The following is a 16,348-nucleotide window of genomic DNA, read 5'->3' on the forward strand; positions in this document are numbered from 1 at the left end:
AGAACAGGATTTTGCCATGGCAATGGATGCCCACGACATCGAAAAACTGATCAAGGACGGCATTCCGGACGCCAAGGTGACGATCCGCGACCTCGCCGGCGACGGCGATCACTATGCAGCCGAAGTGGTGGCCGAAAGCTTCCGCGGAAAGAGCCGCGTCCAGCAGCACCAGATGGTCTATGATGCGCTGAAGGGCAATATGGGCGGCGTGCTGCACGCGCTGGCGTTGCAGACCAGTGTGCCGGACTGACGCCAGGCTGGCCTAGCGCGTCGGCGGCTGGCTTGCCAACACGGCAATGATCGGCCCTGCCGGATATCTTCCGCCGACAATCATCCTGTCGCCATCCGACAGCGCGGAGACCGCGCCGTCGAGGAACAGCGCGTTGCGGCATTGTAGCGCGTCGCGAAACAGCCGCGCAAAGCTGCCGAAACTTACCTCAGACCGCGAGATCGCCAGCAAAACGGTGTTTTCATCGCGCACGCCGACGCCGTTGCGGACGTAGCGCGAGGTTCCGTTCGGCTCGAAGCGTGGATGAATCTGGCCATCGATCACCAGCATCGGGCCCGACTGCGTGGCGAAGGCGACATCGGGTTTGGCGGCGGCATAGGCGTTGCTTTCCATGACAGCCGCCTTGCCGTCCTTGCCGACCAGAAAGACGCCGTTCGGCTTCAGGAAGAAATTGCCTTCGCCGTCGGCAAGATTGAGCCGTGACTTTTCGCTGCCGTCCTCGACCAGCAGGCCGACCGGCGACAAATCCTCGTGATACATGCCGCCATTCATGGCGAGCAGCACCGGCCTCCCCTCGCCCGCAACCGCCTTGTCGAAGGCTTCGAGCGAACCAAAAGGCTTGCCATCGGCGCCGGCGTGGAAAACACCGATGATGTCGGCGCGAAGATCGGTCTCGCAGACGACATAGGTCACCGCCTCGAAGGCGACATTCCGGCAAGGCGCGGGCAGGTCACCGCCAATGACCAGCGGCGGCGGCTCCGGGCGTCTCGGCCACCAGACAACGGCAATCGCCGCCAGCAGGATGGCGATCGGAAGGGCGGCGCCATATCGTCTTTTCATCATGTTCCGAAGGTTGCAATCGGCTCGGATGCTTGGCCCAAGACAGGCGATCCTTTGCGCCATTTCCGCGACGGCGGCGCAAACATCTTGTTTCGGCCCATCTATGGGTTTATTTGATGGCTATGCTTCGAGCCTGACTCCCACAGGCGTGAAAGGATATCTCATGAGCGGCATCAACGACTACATCGACAGCGAAGTGAAGGGCAACGACGTCGTCCTTTTCATGAAGGGCACGCCCGGTTTTCCGCAGTGCGGCTTTTCCGGCCAGGTCGTCCAGATCCTCGATTACATCGGCGCCGACTACAAGGGCGTCGACGTGCTGACCTCGGCTGAACTGCGCCAGGGCATCAAGGAATATTCGAACTGGCCGACGATCCCGCAGCTTTACGTCAAGGGCGAATTCGTCGGCGGCTGCGACATCATCCGCGAAATGTTTCAGGCGGGCGAGTTGCAGACGTTGCTCGTCGACAAGGGCGTCAGCGTCAAAGCGACAGCCTGATTCTGAGTTGAGACGGGGCAGCCTCGCCCCGGCAAAATGTTACCTCCCCCTATCGAGTGAGGACGAACTTATGCGCCGGCATGCCGGCGCATATTCGTTTTGAAGATCGGACCCGCCGTGGACCAGCCAGCAAAAGCGCCGCAACAGGCACGCAAATTGCCTATTCCGCGCTGGGAATTCATCGCGCTGTGCGCGGCACTGATGGCGTTGAACTCGCTGGCCATCGACATCATGCTGCCGGCGCTGCAGCAGATCGGCGCCACGCTCGGCGTCGAAAATGAAAACCACCGCCAATATGTGATCACCGCCTATATGCTCGGCTTCGGCGGCGGACAGCTTTTCTTCGGGCCGATTTCGGACCGGTTCGGGCGCCGCGCGCCATTGGTCGCCGGGCTGGCGATCTATGTCGTGGCGGCTGCGGCCGCGGCCATCGCCCCGTCCTTCGCCATCCTGTTGCTGTGCCGGCTTGTGCAAGGCATCGGTGCTGCCGCCACACGCGTCATCGCCGTCTCGATCGTGCGCGATACGTTCGACGGCCGGCGCATGGCCGAGGTGATGTCGCTGATCTTCATGGTGTTCATGGCCATCCCGGTGATCGCGCCCGGGATCGGCCAGGTCATCATGCTGTTCGCAACCTGGCACTGGATCTTCGTCACCATGGCGGTCGGGGCGCTGATCGTGTCGGCGTGGTCGCTGCTGCGCCTGCCGGAGACTCTGCATCCCGAACATCGCCGGCCGTTGACTGTCTCTTCGGTGATCGACGGCTTCCGCATCGTGCTCACAAACCGCCTCACGCTCTGCTATGCTTTCGCCAGCACCTTCATCTTCGCCGCCATGTTCGGCTTCATCATCTCCGCGCAGCAGATCTATATCGACATCTTCCACGTCGGCGAGCTATTCCCGGTCATCTTCGCCGGCGTTGCGGGCGTGCTGGCCTTCTCGAACTACCTCAACTCGCGGCTGGTCGGACGGGTCGGCATGCGCCGGCTGTCGCAAGGCGCGCTGCTTCTGTTCCTGTGCATCAGCCTTGCCTGGCTGGTCGTCTCGCTCGAAATGAACATGCCGCTCTGGCTGTTCATCACCTTCTTTGCCTCCGCGATGCTGCCTTTCGGCGGGCTCGGCGCGAATTTCAACGCGCTCGCGATGGAGCCGCTCGGCCAACTGGCGGGCACCGCGTCGTCCATCCTGGGCTTCATGCAGACTTTTCTCGGCGGCATCCTCGGCACGCTGATCGGCCAGGCCTTCAACGGCACGGTGACGCCGCTTGCCGCCGGCTTCTGCAGCGTCTCGGTCGCGGCCCTGCTGATGATCCTGATCGCCGAGCGCGGCAAGATGTTCCAGCCGCACAACCCACCCATTTCAGGGCACGTCACCGACCTGCATTGAGCAACTGTTCTGCGCTACGAGTTTTATTTGTCTCAGACCGCAGCCACCTTCAAGCGACGCGTTTCAGGATGCGCCGCCAATCACTGCCGTGAAACGAGGGAACAGCGGGCGCCCTGCGATGGCGCCACCCATGCTGTCCGACAGCGGCATCGGCAGAGCCTTGTCGAGCGCTTCGAGCACGGATGACACAAAGACCCGGTTGAGCGAGGCATCATCTCCCATATGGGAGAAAGTGGCGCGCGGTTTGCCCATCAGCGTGCCGTTTTTGCGAATTGAGAAACTCAGCGTCAGGGTCATGCCAGCACTTCCAGGCGGCGGCTGCCAACAGGCAAAGATCGCGGAAAACATCTCGTCTATGGTATCGACGGGATCGAGACTGCCGCACGCGCGTTCCTGCGATCTTGCCTCAGTGGCGCCAGCGGCGGCCAAGGCAAGTGCAAGCGCCGTTGCAACAATTGCGGACCGATGTTTCATTTCGCAGCTTCCGACTTCGCGAGAGATTGGACACTATAACAGAGCCAATATACTTGACGAAAGCCTCTACCAGCAGCGGGCCGATTATTGCGCCCAGAGTTCCCTGCGCAACTCCTGCCAGCTTTCCTTGTCCGGGGCGACAAGAATGCCGCCGTCGATATGCGAGGGCAGATAGGCGCTGCCGTCGATCCGCGCGGTGTAGCCGCCGGCCTCGGCGTGGATCAGCACACCGACCAGATGGTCCCACGGCATCAGTTTGTTGTAGACGACGAAATGGGCATGGCCGCTGGCCAGAAGACGGTATTCATGTGCCGCGCAGCGATAGCCGAACTGCGACAGGGTCTTGGTCTGGTTGCGCGCCAGGAGCGAGCGTTGCGGTTCCGCCAGATATTGCCAGGAGACGGAGCCGGTCATCTGTGAGATCGGCACGGCATCGGCGACGTGCACCGTCTCCAGCGCGCCATGCGCATGGCGGATATGGCTGCCGGCGCCCTTGGCGCCGATCAGCCAGTCCCGGCCTACGGGGTCATGGATGATACCGGCGACGGTTTCGCCCTTGATGACGACGCTCAGCATGACGCCGAACAGCGGCACGCCGGAGGCGAAGTTGAAGGTGCCGTCGACCGGGTCGACGACGAAGGCGAGGTCGGCATCACCGAGCCCCTGAAGCAGCGCCGGATTGTCGGAACAGGCTTCCTCGCCGACGATCATCGCCGTGGGATAGCGCTCGCGCAGCCTGGCCGTGATCAGCCGCTCGGCGTTGATGTCGGCCTCGGTCACCAGGTCGGCAGCCGAGGTCTTCTGTCTGATGTCGCCCTCGCCCAGCCGGCGAAAGCGTGGCATGATTTCGGCCTTGGCTGCATCGGCGAGAAGCTCGGCCAGCCAGTCGATCGCTTGGTCGTCAAATATCATCGGAAATGTCTTGTCCTGTGCTGAGGCTGCCATTGAGGGCGGCAAAGTCGAACAGCTTTCTGTCGAGCAGATGCGACGGCCTGGTATTGGACAGCGCGCGCAGCATCGTATCCTTGCGGCCCGGCATGCGCTTTTCCATATCGTCCAGCATCGCCTTCATGGCGTTGCGCTGCAGGCCTTCCTGGCTGCCGCAGAGATCGCAGGGAATGATCGGGAATTTCATAGCGGCGGCGAATTTTTCCAGATCGACCTCGGCGCAGTAGCTCAGCGGCCGCAGCACCATGACGTCGCCGTCGTCGTTGAGCAGCTTTGGCGGCATGGCGGCAAGGCGGCCGCCATGGAACAGATTCATGAAGAAGGTTTCGAGAATGTCCTCGCGGTGGTGGCCGAGCACCAGCGCCGAACAGCCCTCCTCGCGCGCGATGCGATAGAGATGGCCGCGCCGCAGCCGCGAGCACAGCGAACAATAGGTGCTGCCCTGAGGCAGCTTGTCGGTGACCACCGAATAGGTGTCCTGATACTCGATGCGATGGGCAATGCCATGCGCATCGAGGTAGTCGGGCAAAATGTGCTTCGGAAAATTCGGCTGGCCCTGGTCGAGATTGCAGGCCAGCAGCTCGACCGGCAGCAGCCCGCGCCATTTGAGATCGAGCAGCACGGCCAGCAGCCCGTAGGAATCCTTGCCGCCGGACAAGGCCACCAGCCAGCGGTCGCCGGGCCTCGCCATGGCGAAATCCTCGACCGCCTGACGGGTCAACCGCAACAGCCGCTTGCGCAGTTTGTTGAACTCGACGGAAGACGGCACGTCGGCAAACAGCGGATGGAAGCCGCCTTCAGCAATCGGTTCAACTGTTTCGATGTCTGCCAGCATGTTCATGGCTTGTCGCTTTCCATAGCCGAGAGTGCCGGATTAGCGGACATGGCCGACAAAGAAAAGGCCGCCTCGACGGGCGGCCCTTTCCGGTATCGCAGAAAGCGATCGATCAGCGCGAATAGAATTCGACGACCAGGTTCGGCTCCATCTGCACGGCGAACGGTACGTCGGCCAGGCCGGGGATGCGCGAGAAGGTCGCGACCATCTTGTTGTGATCGACTTCGATATAGTCCGGCACGTCGCGCTCGGCGAGGCCGACCGCTTCCAGCACGATGACCAGCTGCTTCGACTTTTCGCGCACTTCGACGACGTCGCCCGGCTTGCAACGGTACGAGCCGATGTTGACGCGCTTGCCGTTGACGTTGACGTGGCCGTGGTTGACGAACTGGCGAGCCGCGAAAATGGTGGGCACAAACTTGGAGCGGTAGACGACCGCGTCGAGACGCGACTCGAGCAGGCCGATCAGGTTCTCGGAGGTGTCGCCCTTGCGGCGATCAGCCTCTTCATAGACTTTGCGGAACTGCTTTTCGGAGACATCACCATAGTGACCCTTCAGCTTCTGCTTGGCGCGCAGCTGCAGGCCGAAATCGGAAAGCTTGCCCTTGCGGCGCTGGCCGTGCTGGCCGGGGCCGTATTCACGCTTGTTGACCGGGGACTTCGGGCGGCCCCAGATGTTTTCGCCGAGACGGCGGTCGATCTTGTACTTCGCGGATTCGCGCTTGCTCATCGCATTCCCTTTCAAAACAAACCACCCGGAACCTCATGGTCCGGGTGAAGGAAACGCGCCCTCCTCTGGCCTCCGTTTTCGAGGCCTGACAGGGTTTTCCCACGCAACGCGGCGGAAAACCCACGGGACACGTCAGTCTAGACAAAACCCAGGAAACGATAAACCTGCTTTCCCGAGCTTGCCATGCAAAAGAAACAACCGGGCATTGCGGCCCAGTGTTGGTGCGCTCGATAAACGGAGATTTGAGCAGAGTCAAGCGCGTCGCTGGCGCTGGGCCCCCGCAACCATATCACCATATCACGTCTTTGGCGTTGAGTGCCGTGCCGGATGCGGCGGGAGGTTGTTGCGCCGACGGCATTTAGGAAGGGACTGGAGCCAAAGGAGCCCGAAGTCGCATGAAGAAGTTTTTCCTCTCGTTGGTCGGTGCAGCCGTCCTGGCCGGGACGATGTCGATCGCCGTGCCCGAGCCAGCGATGGCCAAGCATTGGCAGGGCCACAAGCATCGTCAGACCTGCCATGTCGTGGTGAAGAAGAAGGTCATCTGGCGGCATGGCCACAAGAAGGTCATCCGCTACAAGGTGAAGCGCTGCTGGTGACGTCAGGGGTTTCGGGCTTGGCCTGAACCGAAGAAGCCCGTGGTTTCGGCCACGGGCTTTGTTTATCGACTCGGTTCAAGGTTTCAGTCTGCCGATTCTTCTCCGGCAGGCCTTTGCGCTTGGTCTCTGCGAATTCCTCGAGCTGTTTTTCGCTCATCGAATTGTACATCGACTTCGACGCGCCTTGAAGTTCGCTCTTCCTGGTCTCGCCGCGCTTGGCCGACAGGGCTGCTCCAGCGGCCTTTTGCTGTGCTTTTGAGGTTGCAGGCATATCGGCACCTCCTTTGCTGACAGAGGAAGAAACGTTGCGCTCCGGCGACGGTTCCAGCGCTGGCGGTCAACTTCCGTTCCGCGCTCATGTCTGCCCATGGTCGGCCAACTGCCGGCAAAACCACCTTCCCGTGCCCGCAACGCCGGTGTAGGACGGCGCCATGAAATCGTTGAACGATCCCTCGCAGGCACTCGCTACCGGCCTCGCGAAAATCCGCACCGAGTTCCATGTGCCGGAGGGATTTCCCCCTGATGTAATGGCCATGGCACAGACGGCGGCCAGGCGCGTGCCCGACCAGCATGCCGACCGCACGGCGATGCCCTTCGTGACGCTCGATCCCGCGGCTTCCACCGATCTTGACCAAGCGTTTTCGATCGAAGCGAGCGGTAGCGACCTTCTGTTGCACTATGCGATTGCCGACGTAGCCTGGTTCGTCGCGGACGGCGACGCGGTGGATCGCGAAGCCTGGGCGCGAGGCGAAACCCTGTATTTGCCGGACGGCAAGGCCGGGCTCTATCCCCGGGTGCTTGCCGAGGGCGCCGCGAGCTTGCTGCCCAGCGGTCCGCGTCCGGCTGTCATCTTCACGGTCCGGATCGTCGACGACGGAGCGGTAAGGCTGGATGGCGCGGAGCGGGCAATCATTCAAAGCCGCGCCAAGCTCGCCTATGACAGCGTGCAGGCCGCCGACGTCCCAGTCGGCTTCGCCGAAATCGCGCGGCGCATGGCGGCGGCCGAAGACCGTCGCGGCGCTTCGCGCGTCGACCCGCCCGAGCAGGAGGTGGAACAGCTTGCCGATGGCACGTTCCAGCTTGCGTTCAGACCGCTGCTGCAATCCGAGCAAGACAACGCAGCACTTTCGCTGGCCGCCAACATGGCGATTGCCGACGCCATGCTGGCACACCGGACCGGCTTGTTCCGGGTGATGGCGCCGCCCGATGCTTCCAAAGTGCAAAGACTGCGCAGCGCGGCACGGGCCTTAGGCCTGTCCTGGCCTCCTTCGACCAGCCTGCCCGACTATCAGCGAACCCTCGATCCTGCCAACATGCAACAGGCAGCGCTGATGCTGGAAATCCGCCGCGCCGGCTCCGGTGCGTCCTACCAGCCCTATGAGGAAGGCGTTGTCCCCTGGCACGAGGCGATGGCCGCGACCTATGCCCACGCCACCGCACCCCTGAGGCGGCTGGCCGATCGCTATGTCGTGCGCTGCGTGCTGGCCATCGTCAACGGCCAGCCGGTGCCGCAAGTCGTTAACGAGGCGTTTTCCAGACTGCCGAAGGTGATGGGCCGCGCAGGCGCCCGCGCCTCGCAGATCAACCACGCGGCCATCGACCTTGCCGAGGCGGTGATGCTGAGGGGGCGTGTGGGTGAAACATTCAAGGCCGTCGTCACCGACGTCGGTGATCAGCGTGCGCGCGTTCAGCTCTCGGACATGCCTGTCGTTGCGAATGTGAAGGCCTCAGGGTTCAGGCAGGGCGATGGCCTGACGCTAAGGCTTGTTTCGGCCGATCCGGATCGGCGCGTCATTGTCTTCGAACCTGTCTAAAGCGCGTCGGCGACGCGCTTTAGTTTTTTTGTTTTTATGCATGTCCTTGTCCCAAAACCGCTGCGCACTTTTGGGCGACATGCATTAGCGTGCGCTCAATCCAAAACCCTGCATCAGCCGGCTGATGGCGAAGTCCGCCTTTCCCGAGGTAAAGACGGCGATGTCGGGCTCGCTTTGCGGCAATGGCCCGTCGACAGCCGGAAGCAGCGACAGAGCGCGCCGCGCAATCGCCTCGGCCGGGTCGATCCAGTCGACCGGCCAGGGCGCGGTCTTGCGCATGCGATTGGCCAGGAACGGATAGTGCGTGCAGGCGAGCACGACGATGTCCGTGCGCAAATCGTCATGCTGGACAAAACACGGTGCGATCTCGGCACGCACGGCCTCCTCGTCGACAAAGCCCTCGCGCATGTAGGCCTCGGCCAGTCCGGCGAGATTGTTGCTGCCGACCAGCCGGACATGGCATTTCTGCGCCCATTTGCCGATCAGGTCGCGCGTGTACTGGCGCTTCACCGTGCCCGGCGTCGCCAGCACCGAGACCAGCCCGGACCGGGTGCGCTCGGCAGCCGGCTTGATTGCCGGCACCGTGCCGACAAAGGGATGGCCAGGGAATTTTTCCCGCAAGGCATCGATCACCAGCGTCGAAGCGGTATTGCAGGCGACGACCGAAATTTCCGGATCAAAACGGTCGAGCAGCTTGGCGAAGAGCTCGACTATATGGGCCTGCAGCGCCGGCTCTTCCCACGCGCCGTAGGGAAAGGCCTTGTCATCGGCGACGTAGACGAAGCGCCGGTCGGGCATCAGCACGCGCGCTTCGCGCAGCACGGTCAATCCGCCAACGCCGGAATCGAACATCAGGATCGGACGGTGGCTCATTGATATCGGACCATGAAAGAGGCTGGATCAGAAGGCTTGGCGGTCATTGGCCAATGCCGTTCTTCTATCTGCAACCATCATGGTCTTGAAGTGGCGAATGTCAGCAAGTTCTATGCAAAGCCGGCGAAGACGACCTTGCCTCGGTCTAGAGCCCGCGCTTGCCGAAGCCGGCGGGCCTCGGGCGGCCCATAGGCTGGGCGGACGGCACCGAGCGCGTGGCCGGTGTGGCGTTGCGCATGGAAGACTGTGCCGTGCTGCTGGCCATCCGACCGGATCCCGCAGGCATGGGCGTATCGCCATCGAAATCGAAAACCGATGTCAGTTCGTCGATATTGATGCCCGCCACCGGCTTAGCCACCAGGATCGTGCACCAAAGGCCAAAGATCGACAGCGCCAGCAGGTTCAAACCGCTGGACGTGCTTTCCGGGTTCTTGAAATCGATGACCAGCAGCGTGCCTGCCTGCAGAAAGGCGTAGATGGCGCAGAACACGATGTAGGACCACAGGATCCAGGCTTTGCCGTTGGCGTCGCGGCTGCGTCGCCAGGCGATGTTGGCAGGCATGACCACGGCCAGGAGGGAAACGACCAGAACCGCGCCTGCCATGCCTTGCCGCGATGGACCGGGCGCCGAGTTGACCAGCCCCTCAAAGCCGATCGTGCCAACGATGCACAGCACAGCAAGAACGGCCTCGAGCAGGGCTACGCCGAGCGAATAGAAGAAGAAGCGCATACGGCCGATTTTGGACGTGAACATTTGCCACCCCACCGTTTTGACAACAATGGACGAGAGGCAAATAAAATTCGGTTACTTCAGCCGTTCGAAGCTTAGCGATTTCTAATCTTCTTTGTCTGCCTGGCGTTTTCGCGCAGCGGCCGGCAAACGCCTTGGATCGTCTCCCGGCGAGCCGTCACCGCGCGGCATGGCCGGCGAAAACCGGTCGAGCGACGAGATGATGCCACGCAGCACTTTCAGTTCCGGCTCGGCGAAACCGGCGCGCGTCAAGACGGCGCGCAGATTGTCGACCATCTTGGGTTTCTTGGGCGCCGGGCGGAAATAGCCGCGCGCTTCGAGCGCGCCTTCGAGATAGGCAAACAGCCCGTGCAACTCTTCCTTGCTTGCCGGCTTCATTTCAGGGCTGGAGAAATTGGTCGCCGTCTCGTCTTCCAGGCCCGACTTCATCCATTCATAGGACATCAACAGCACGGCCTGGGCGATGTTGAGCGACGAAAAGCCGGGATCCACCGGGAAGGTGACGATCTCGTCGGCCAGCCCGACCTCGTCATTGTAGAGCCCAAAACGCTCGCGGCCGAACAAGATGCCGGTGCGCAGGCCGGCCATCTGACGCGCCCTCAGCGCCCTGCCCGCTTCGACCGGACCACGCACGGGTTTGAAGCCGTCGCGCTCCCGCGCCGTGGTGGCGAAGACGAAGTTGAGGTCGGCGACGGCGGACGCCAGGTCGCCGAACACTGTTACGGCATCGATGACATGGTCGGCGCGGCTGGCGGCGGCGCGCGCCTTCTCGCTCGGCCAGCCGTCACGCGGGTTGACCAGTCTCAGTTCGGCAAGGCCGAAATTAGCCATGGCGCGCGCAACCATACCGATATTCTCGCCGAGCTGCGGCTCGACCAGGATGATCGCCGGCCCGGCGGCGGATGCGATTTCAGGATGATCGACGGCGGACATGATCTCAATGAACTGCTGTTTGCGGCATTTCAGCGTTCCCTGCCACATCCGCTCGGCAAAATGAAGCTTTTGCAAAACACCGGTCGCGGCACAGACGACCCATTCTGCACGGATCGGCGTTTGCGCGGCCAAATAGGCTTTGATATACGCTCCGCATCCCCGGCCGAAGCCATGCGGGCAAGGCCGTTTAGTTCCCCAAAAGCGAGGCATTCTTTTCATGGCGAAGATCAAGGTGGCGAACCCGGTCGTCGAGCTCGACGGCGACGAGATGACCCGCATCATCTGGCAGTTCATCAAGGACAAGCTGATTCACCCTTATCTCGACCTGAAGCTCGAATATTACGACCTCGGCGTCGAGCACCGCGACGCCACCAACGACCAGGTGACCATCGATTCGGCCAATGCCATCAAGAAATGGGGCGTCGGTGTGAAATGCGCGACGATCACGCCCGACGAGCAGCGCGTCGAGGAATTCAAGCTGAAGAAGATGTGGAAGTCGCCCAACGGCACCATCCGTAACATTCTCGGCGGTACCATTTTCCGCGAACCGATCATCATGAAGAACGTGCCGCGTCTCGTGCCGGGATGGACCAAGCCGATCATCGTCGGCCGTCATGCCTTCGGCGACCAGTATCGCGCCACCGACTTCCGCTTCCCCGGCAAGGGCAAGCTGACCATCAAGTTCGTCGGCGAGGACGGCAAGGTGATCGAGCACGACGTGTACGACGCACCCGGCGCCGGTGTTGCCATGGCGATGTACAATCTCGACGACTCCATCCGCGAATTCGCCCGCGCCTCGCTGAATTACGGCCTGCTGCGCAATTATCCGGTTTATCTCTCGACCAAGAACACCATCCTCAAAGCCTATGATGGCCGCTTCAAGGACATTTTCCAGGAGGTCTACGAGGCTGAATTCGAGGCCGAGTTCAAGGCGAAGAAGCTGTGGTACGAGCACCGGCTGATCGACGACATGGTGGCCTCCGCCCTGAAATGGTCTGGCGGCTACGTCTGGGCCTGCAAGAATTATGACGGCGACGTCCAGTCCGACACGGTGGCGCAAGGTTTTGGCTCGCTTGGCCTGATGACCTCCGTGCTGATGACGCCGGACGGCAAGACGGTGGAAGCGGAGGCCGCGCACGGCACCGTGACGCGCCACTATCGCCAGCACCAGAAGGGCGAGGAAACCTCGACCAATTCGATCGCCTCGATCTTCGCCTGGACGCGCGGCCTCGCCCACCGCGCCAAGCTCGACGATAATGCCGAGTTGAAGCGATTTGCCGACACGCTGGAGAAGGTCTGCATCCAGACGGTTGAGAGCGGCTTCATGACCAAGGACCTGTCGCTCTTGATCGGTCCCGACCAACCATGGCTGTCGACCACCGGCTTCCTCGACAAGATCGACGAGAATTTGCAGAAGGCGATGGCGTAAGCCGGCAGCCATGGCCAAGCCGGTCGTCTACGGGGCGGACTACAGCGTCTATGTGCGCATCGTCCGCCTCGTGCTGGCGGAAAAAGGCATCGACTACGACCTTGTGCCGGTCGATGTCTTTGCCGCCGAGGGCACTCCCGCCTGGTACTTCGAGCATCACCCTTTCGGCCGCATTCCGGCCGTCGAGCATGACGGGTTTCGCCTGTTCGAAACCAGCGCAATCGCCCGCTATGTCGACGAGGCGTTCGACGGCCCGGCACTGCAGCCAAAAGACGCCCGCACCCGCGCAACGATGAACCAGATCATCGGCATGCTCGACGCCTATGCCTACAGATCGATGGTCTGGGACGTCGCCGTCGAGCGGCTTGAGAAGGAAGCGCCAGACGAGGCACTGGTCGCCAACGGGCTGCGCCAGGCGGAAACGGTGCTGCGGGTGCTCACCGCACTCAAGCCTCCCGGGCCGTGGCTGCTCGGCGACCAGCTGACGCTGGCCGACCTGCATGCGGCATCCATCATCGCCTATTTCGTCAAGGTCGCCGACGGGCAAAAGCTGCTTGCGGCGTTCGCCGACATCCAGGCCTGGTGGGACGGCATCGCAAAACGTCCGAGCCTGGCGGCGGGCTGATATGGGTTCGGGCCATGGCTGACCCATCTCGCCAGGACGCGCTCACCATCGCCAGAATTGTCAGGGTCAACCACGCCGGTGAGTTCGGTGCGATCAGGATCTATTCGGCGCAGATTCTTGTCGCCAGGCGCTTCTGGCCGGATTGCGTGCCATCCTTGTCGGAGATGCTCGGGCACGAGCGCACGCATTGCGCCGCCTTCCGTGCCGCCATGCCGGCGCGGAAGGCGCGACCGTGCCGGGTGATGCAATTCTGGAGCTGGGGTGGCTGGCTGCTGGGTTCTGTCACCGCCCTGCTCGGTCCGCAAGGCATCTGGGCCTGCACGGCGGCGGTTGAAGCGGCGGTGCATCGCCATCTGGACGATCAGCTGTTTTTCCTCGCCAATCGCGACCACGACTTGCAAGGCATCATCCTGGCGATCCGCGAGGAAGAGCTCGCCCATCTCCATCACGCCGAAGAGCAGCTGAAATCGCCCGGCCCGGCGCTGAACTTTTTACGGTCGCTGATTTCGATCGCCACGGACGTGCTGATCTGGCTGTCCACCTGGGGCGATTCCAGCAGAATGACGCGCGCCCTGAAGGCGGCGAAAAGAACTAGACTAGCTAGACGGACCGTCTAAGAGCTGATTGCCGGCTTGCCACTATCAGCCACAGAATGGCAAGCACGGCGGCGAAGGCCGGAAAGCCGCACACGAACCAGATACGACATAGGGTGGCTTTCAGGCTGCCTCCAGCGCCGCCCTCACCGCGGCGATCGCATCATTGGCCTTCGAGGCGTCCGGACCGCCGGCTTGCGCCATGTCGGGCCGTCCGCCGCCGCCCTGCCCGCCCAATGCGGCCGAGGCAACGCGCACCAGATCGACAGCGCTGAAGCGGCCGACGAGATCGTCCGTCACGGCGACCACGACGCTTGCCTTGTTGTCTTCGCCCGCACCGACGAAGACGACGACGCCGGAGCCGAGCGATGTCTTGCCGGCATCGGCCAGCGGCTTCAAATCCTTCGGCGACACGCCGGAAACCGCTTTGCCGAGGAAGCCGATACCGGCGACGGTTTCGGTGGTGGCCGGAGCATCGGCCGCGGCACCACCGCCCAGCGCGAGTTTCTTGCGCGCTTCGCTCAGCTCCTTCTCGAGCTTCTTGCGCTCCTCGAGCAGCGTCTCGACACGCGCCGGCACGTCGGCCGGCGAGATCTTCAGCACGGCCGCAGTTGCCTTCAGGCGCCTGTCCTGCTCATCGAGATGTTTGCGCGCGGCTTCGCCGGTCAGCGCCTCGATGCGGCGCACGCCGGCGGCGACCGCGCTGTCGGAGACGACACGGACCAGGCCGATATCGCCGGTCGCCCGGACATGGGTGCCGCCACAAAGTTCGACGGAATAGGGTCTATTGGCCTTGGCGCCATGCACGCCGGTGCCCATCGAGACGACACGCACCTCGTCACCATATTTCTCGCCGAACAGCGCCATGGCGCCCTCGGCAATGGCGTCATCGACCGACATCAGGCGCGTCGTCACCGGGCTGTTCTGGACGACGATTTCGTTGGCCATGCGCTCGACCTCTTCGAGATCTTCGGCCGAGATCGGCTTGTTGTGCGAGATGTCGAAGCGCAGGCGCTCGGGCGCGACCAGCGAACCTTTCTGCGCGACATGGGTGCCCAGCACCTCGCGCAGCGCCTCATGGATCAGATGCGTTGCCGAATGGTTGGCACGCAGCCGGGTGCGGCGCGCATGGTCAACCTTCAGCTCGACGGCTGCACCTGGCTTGACCGTGCCGTTCGTCACCTTGCCCAGATGCACGAACAGGCCGTCGGCCTTTTTCTGCGTGTCGGAAACCTCGATCGAGAAACCTTCGCCGGAGATGATGCCGGTGTCGCCCATCTGGCCGCCCGACTCGCCATAGAACGGCGTCTGGTTGACGACCACCGCCACCGCGTCGCCCTTGCCGGCGCTATCGACTGTCTTGCCGTCCTTGACCAGGGCCTGGATGAGGCCTTCCGCCTGTTCGGTCTCGTAGCCGAGGAATTCGGTGGCGCCGGCCTTCTCGCGTACAGAAAACCAGATGGTCTCGGTGGCCGCGTCGCCGGAGCCAGCCCAATGCTTGCGCGCTTCGGCCTTCTGCTGCTCCATCGCATGGGTGAAGCCGGCAAGGTCGACCGAGATGTTGCGCTGGCGCAGTGCGTCCTGCGTCAGATCGAGCGGGAAGCCGTACGTGTCATAGAGCTTGAACGCCGTCTCGCCATCCAGCATATCGCCGGCGTGCAGCGTATCTGTCGCCTCCGAGAGCAGGCCGAGGCCGCGCACCAGCGTCTTGCGGAACCTGGTCTCCTCGAGCTTCAGCGTCTCGGTAATCAGCTGTTCGCCGCGCAGCAGTTCGGGATAGGCCTGGCCCATCTCACGCACTAGCGCCGGCACCAGCTTCCACATCAACGGCTCCTTGGCGCCGAGCAACTGCGCATGGCGCATGGCGCGGCGCATGATGCGGCGCAGCACATAGCCGCGGCCTTCGTTCGACGGCAGCACGCCGTCGGCAACCAGGAAGGAGGACGAGCGCAGATGATCGGCAATGACGCGGAAGGAGGCGACCGTCTCCTTGTCCGGGCCCTGCCCGAGCGCTGACGAGGCCGCATCGATCAGATGACGGAACAGGTCGGTCTCGAAGACGCTCTCCACCCCTTGCAGGATGGAGGCCATGCGCTCCAGGCCCATGCCGGTGTCGATCGACGGCCGCGGCAGGTCGATGCGCTCATCCTTGGTGACCTGCTCATATTGCATGAACACCAGGTTCCAGAATTCAAGGAAGCGGTCGCCATCCTCCTCCGGGCTGCCGGGAGGGCCGCCCCAGATGTGCTCGCCACGGTCGATGAAGATTTCCGAGCACGGCCCGCACGGTCCGGTGTCGCCCATAGCCCAGAAATTGTCGGAGGTCGGGATGCGGATGATGCGGTCATCGGAGAAACCGGCGATCTTCTTCCAGAAGCCGGCCGCCTCGTCATCGGTGTGATAGACGGTGACCAGCAGCTTGTCCTTGTTCAGCCCGAACTCCTTGGTGATCAGGTTCCAGGCCAGTTCGATGGCGCGCTCCTTGAAATAGTCGCCGAAGGAGAAATTGCCGAGCATTTCGAAGAAGGTCAGATGGCGCGCGGTGTAGCCGACATTGTCGAGGTCGTTGTGCTTGCCGCCGGCGCGCACGCTTTTCTGCGCAGTGGTGGCGCGCGAATAGGACCGCTTCTCCAGGCCGGTGAAGACGTTCTTGAACTGCACCATGCCGGCATTGGTGAACATCAGCGTCGGGTCGTTGCGCGGCACCAGCGGGCTCGAGGCCACGACCTCGTGGCCCTCCTTGCGGAAATAGTCGAGGAATGTCGACCGGATCTCGTTCACGCCACTCATGAG

At 62.7% G+C, this 16,348-nt stretch carries 17 protein-coding genes and 1 pseudogene; 8 read left to right on the forward strand and 10 right to left on the reverse strand.

The window, feature by feature from the left end:
- The first annotated feature begins 16 nt into the window (after positions 1 to 16).
- Positions 17 to 250 carry a BolA/IbaG family iron-sulfur metabolism protein gene (locus NLY43_RS02585; RefSeq protein WP_010909092.1) on the forward strand — a complete coding sequence of 78 codons (234 nt, stop codon included), beginning with the start codon at positions 17 to 19 and terminating at the stop codon, positions 248 to 250.
- Positions 251 to 262: 12 nt separating this feature from the next.
- On the opposite strand, the gene NLY43_RS02590 is transcribed toward NLY43_RS02585, so the two are convergent.
- Complete coding sequence (locus NLY43_RS02590; protein WP_023711496.1) at positions 263 to 1,072, reverse strand: phosphodiester glycosidase family protein; 810 nt, start codon at positions 1,070 to 1,072, stop codon at positions 263 to 265.
- A 160-nt stretch (positions 1,073 to 1,232) separates the two neighbouring features.
- Here NLY43_RS02590 and grxD point away from each other — a divergent pair, with 160 nt between their 5' ends.
- Together grxD and NLY43_RS02600 are read left to right on the forward strand one after the other, a co-directional pair.
- Entirely contained in the window at positions 1,233 to 1,568 is a 336-nt protein-coding gene (gene grxD / locus NLY43_RS02595) for a Grx4 family monothiol glutaredoxin (protein ID WP_023669102.1), read from the forward strand.
- 117 nt (positions 1,569 to 1,685) lie between these two features.
- A complete protein-coding gene (locus NLY43_RS02600) occupies positions 1,686 to 2,954 on the forward strand; it encodes a multidrug effflux MFS transporter (protein WP_023711497.1) in 1,269 nt (422 codons plus the stop codon).
- A gap of 63 nt (positions 2,955 to 3,017) precedes the next feature.
- Here NLY43_RS02600 and NLY43_RS02605 read toward each other — a convergent pair whose 3' ends face one another.
- The 4 genes from NLY43_RS02605 to rpsD form a co-directional block, all read right to left on the reverse strand.
- Positions 3,018 to 3,428, reverse strand: a complete 411-nt coding sequence (locus NLY43_RS02605; protein ID WP_023711498.1) for a UCP034077 family protein — start codon at positions 3,426 to 3,428, stop codon at positions 3,018 to 3,020.
- 84 nt (positions 3,429 to 3,512) lie between these two features.
- Positions 3,513 to 4,340 (reverse strand): inositol monophosphatase family protein, encoded by an 828-nt coding sequence (locus tag NLY43_RS02610; RefSeq protein WP_023711499.1) that lies wholly within the window; start codon positions 4,338 to 4,340, stop codon positions 3,513 to 3,515.
- Positions 4,330 to 5,217, reverse strand: a complete 888-nt coding sequence (gene ttcA, locus NLY43_RS02615; protein WP_023669106.1) for a tRNA 2-thiocytidine(32) synthetase TtcA — start codon at positions 5,215 to 5,217, stop codon at positions 4,330 to 4,332. The genes NLY43_RS02610 and ttcA overlap by 11 nt, the downstream gene beginning before the upstream one ends.
- Positions 5,218 to 5,323: 106 nt before the next feature.
- Positions 5,324 to 5,941 (reverse strand): 30S ribosomal protein S4, encoded by a 618-nt coding sequence (rpsD, locus tag NLY43_RS02620; protein ID WP_023669107.1) that lies wholly within the window; start codon positions 5,939 to 5,941, stop codon positions 5,324 to 5,326.
- 395 nt (positions 5,942 to 6,336) lie between these two features.
- On the opposite strand from rpsD, the gene NLY43_RS02625 reads away from it, so the two are divergent.
- The gene (locus NLY43_RS02625) at positions 6,337 to 6,537 is read left to right on the forward strand and encodes a hypothetical protein (protein WP_023690200.1); all 201 of its coding nucleotides are present in this window, start codon (positions 6,337 to 6,339) and stop codon (positions 6,535 to 6,537) included.
- Positions 6,538 to 6,634: 97 nt separating this feature from the next.
- Here the strand turns inward: NLY43_RS02625 and NLY43_RS02630 are convergent.
- Positions 6,635 to 6,808: pseudogene (locus NLY43_RS02630) on the reverse strand (DUF3008 family protein); the annotation flags it as partial.
- 160 nt (positions 6,809 to 6,968) lie between these two features.
- Here NLY43_RS02630 and NLY43_RS02635 point away from each other — a divergent pair.
- Complete coding sequence (locus NLY43_RS02635) at positions 6,969 to 8,351, forward strand: RNB domain-containing ribonuclease (protein ID WP_023711500.1); 1,383 nt, start codon at positions 6,969 to 6,971, stop codon at positions 8,349 to 8,351.
- Between the two features lie 84 nt (positions 8,352 to 8,435).
- Here the strand turns inward: NLY43_RS02635 and murI are convergent, their stop codons facing one another.
- From murI to NLY43_RS02650, 3 genes are all read right to left on the reverse strand, one after another.
- A complete protein-coding gene (gene murI / locus NLY43_RS02640) occupies positions 8,436 to 9,224 on the reverse strand; it encodes a glutamate racemase (protein WP_023684874.1) in 789 nt (262 codons plus the stop codon).
- A 145-nt stretch (positions 9,225 to 9,369) separates the two neighbouring features.
- A complete protein-coding gene (locus NLY43_RS02645; RefSeq protein WP_023711501.1) occupies positions 9,370 to 9,978 on the reverse strand; it encodes a DUF805 domain-containing protein in 609 nt (202 codons plus the stop codon).
- Positions 9,979 to 10,059: 81 nt separating this feature from the next.
- Positions 10,060 to 10,908 carry an RNA methyltransferase gene (locus tag NLY43_RS02650; RefSeq protein ID WP_023684872.1) on the reverse strand — a complete coding sequence of 283 codons (849 nt, stop codon included), beginning with the start codon at positions 10,906 to 10,908 and terminating at the stop codon, positions 10,060 to 10,062.
- 217 nt (positions 10,909 to 11,125) lie between these two features.
- On the opposite strand from NLY43_RS02650, the gene NLY43_RS02655 reads away from it, so the two are divergent.
- Genes NLY43_RS02655 through NLY43_RS02665 form a run of 3 tightly spaced genes read left to right on the forward strand, consistent with a single transcriptional unit; the run spans position 11,126 to position 13,579 of the window.
- A complete protein-coding gene (locus tag NLY43_RS02655) occupies positions 11,126 to 12,337 on the forward strand; it encodes an NADP-dependent isocitrate dehydrogenase (RefSeq protein WP_023669114.1) in 1,212 nt (403 codons plus the stop codon).
- 10 nt (positions 12,338 to 12,347) lie between these two features.
- Positions 12,348 to 12,962, forward strand: coding sequence for a glutathione S-transferase family protein (locus NLY43_RS02660; RefSeq protein ID WP_023684871.1), 615 nt, complete (start codon positions 12,348 to 12,350; stop codon positions 12,960 to 12,962).
- Between the two features lie 14 nt (positions 12,963 to 12,976).
- Positions 12,977 to 13,579 carry a demethoxyubiquinone hydroxylase family protein gene (locus NLY43_RS02665; RefSeq protein WP_023684870.1) on the forward strand — a complete coding sequence of 201 codons (603 nt, stop codon included), beginning with the start codon at positions 12,977 to 12,979 and terminating at the stop codon, positions 13,577 to 13,579.
- 99 nt (positions 13,580 to 13,678) lie between these two features.
- On the opposite strand, the gene alaS is transcribed toward NLY43_RS02665, so the two are convergent.
- A complete protein-coding gene (gene alaS, locus NLY43_RS02670; RefSeq protein ID WP_286461055.1) occupies positions 13,679 to 16,345 on the reverse strand; it encodes an alanine--tRNA ligase in 2,667 nt (888 codons plus the stop codon).
- Positions 16,346 to 16,348: the final 3 nt, after the last annotated feature.

It is taken from the genome of Mesorhizobium sp. C416B (assembly GCF_030323165.1).
In the GTDB taxonomy this organism is placed as follows: domain Bacteria; phylum Pseudomonadota; class Alphaproteobacteria; order Rhizobiales; family Rhizobiaceae; genus Mesorhizobium.

Bases quoted from the DNA above. Each gene is read 5' to 3' on its own strand.
- NLY43_RS02585 (WP_010909092.1), top strand. From the start codon at position 17: ATGGCAATGGATGCCCACGACATCGAAAAACTGATCAAGGACGGCATT.
- NLY43_RS02590 (WP_023711496.1), bottom strand. From the start codon at position 1,072: ATGATGAAAAGACGATATGGCGCCGCCCTTCCGATCGCCATCCTGCTG.
- grxD (WP_023669102.1), top strand. From the start codon at position 1,233: ATGAGCGGCATCAACGACTACATCGACAGCGAAGTGAAGGGCAACGAC.
- NLY43_RS02605 (WP_023711498.1), bottom strand. From the start codon at position 3,428: ATGAAACATCGGTCCGCAATTGTTGCAACGGCGCTTGCACTTGCCTTG.
- NLY43_RS02610 (WP_023711499.1), bottom strand. From the start codon at position 4,340: ATGATATTTGACGACCAAGCGATCGACTGGCTGGCCGAGCTTCTCGCC.
- ttcA (WP_023669106.1), bottom strand. From the start codon at position 5,217: ATGAACATGCTGGCAGACATCGAAACAGTTGAACCGATTGCTGAAGGC.
- rpsD (WP_023669107.1), bottom strand. From the start codon at position 5,941: ATGAGCAAGCGCGAATCCGCGAAGTACAAGATCGACCGCCGTCTCGGC.
- NLY43_RS02625 (WP_023690200.1), top strand. From the start codon at position 6,337: ATGAAGAAGTTTTTCCTCTCGTTGGTCGGTGCAGCCGTCCTGGCCGGG.
- NLY43_RS02635 (WP_023711500.1), top strand. From the start codon at position 6,969: ATGAAATCGTTGAACGATCCCTCGCAGGCACTCGCTACCGGCCTCGCG.
- murI (WP_023684874.1), bottom strand. From the start codon at position 9,224: ATGAGCCACCGTCCGATCCTGATGTTCGATTCCGGCGTTGGCGGATTG.
- NLY43_RS02645 (WP_023711501.1), bottom strand. From the start codon at position 9,978: ATGTTCACGTCCAAAATCGGCCGTATGCGCTTCTTCTTCTATTCGCTC.
- NLY43_RS02650 (WP_023684872.1), bottom strand. From the start codon at position 10,908: ATGTCCGCCGTCGATCATCCTGAAATCGCATCCGCCGCCGGGCCGGCG.
- NLY43_RS02655 (WP_023669114.1), top strand. From the start codon at position 11,126: ATGGCGAAGATCAAGGTGGCGAACCCGGTCGTCGAGCTCGACGGCGAC.
- NLY43_RS02660 (WP_023684871.1), top strand. From the start codon at position 12,348: ATGGCCAAGCCGGTCGTCTACGGGGCGGACTACAGCGTCTATGTGCGC.
- NLY43_RS02665 (WP_023684870.1), top strand. From the start codon at position 12,977: ATGGCTGACCCATCTCGCCAGGACGCGCTCACCATCGCCAGAATTGTC.
- alaS (WP_286461055.1), bottom strand. From the start codon at position 16,345: ATGAGTGGCGTGAACGAGATCCGGTCGACATTCCTCGACTATTTCCGC.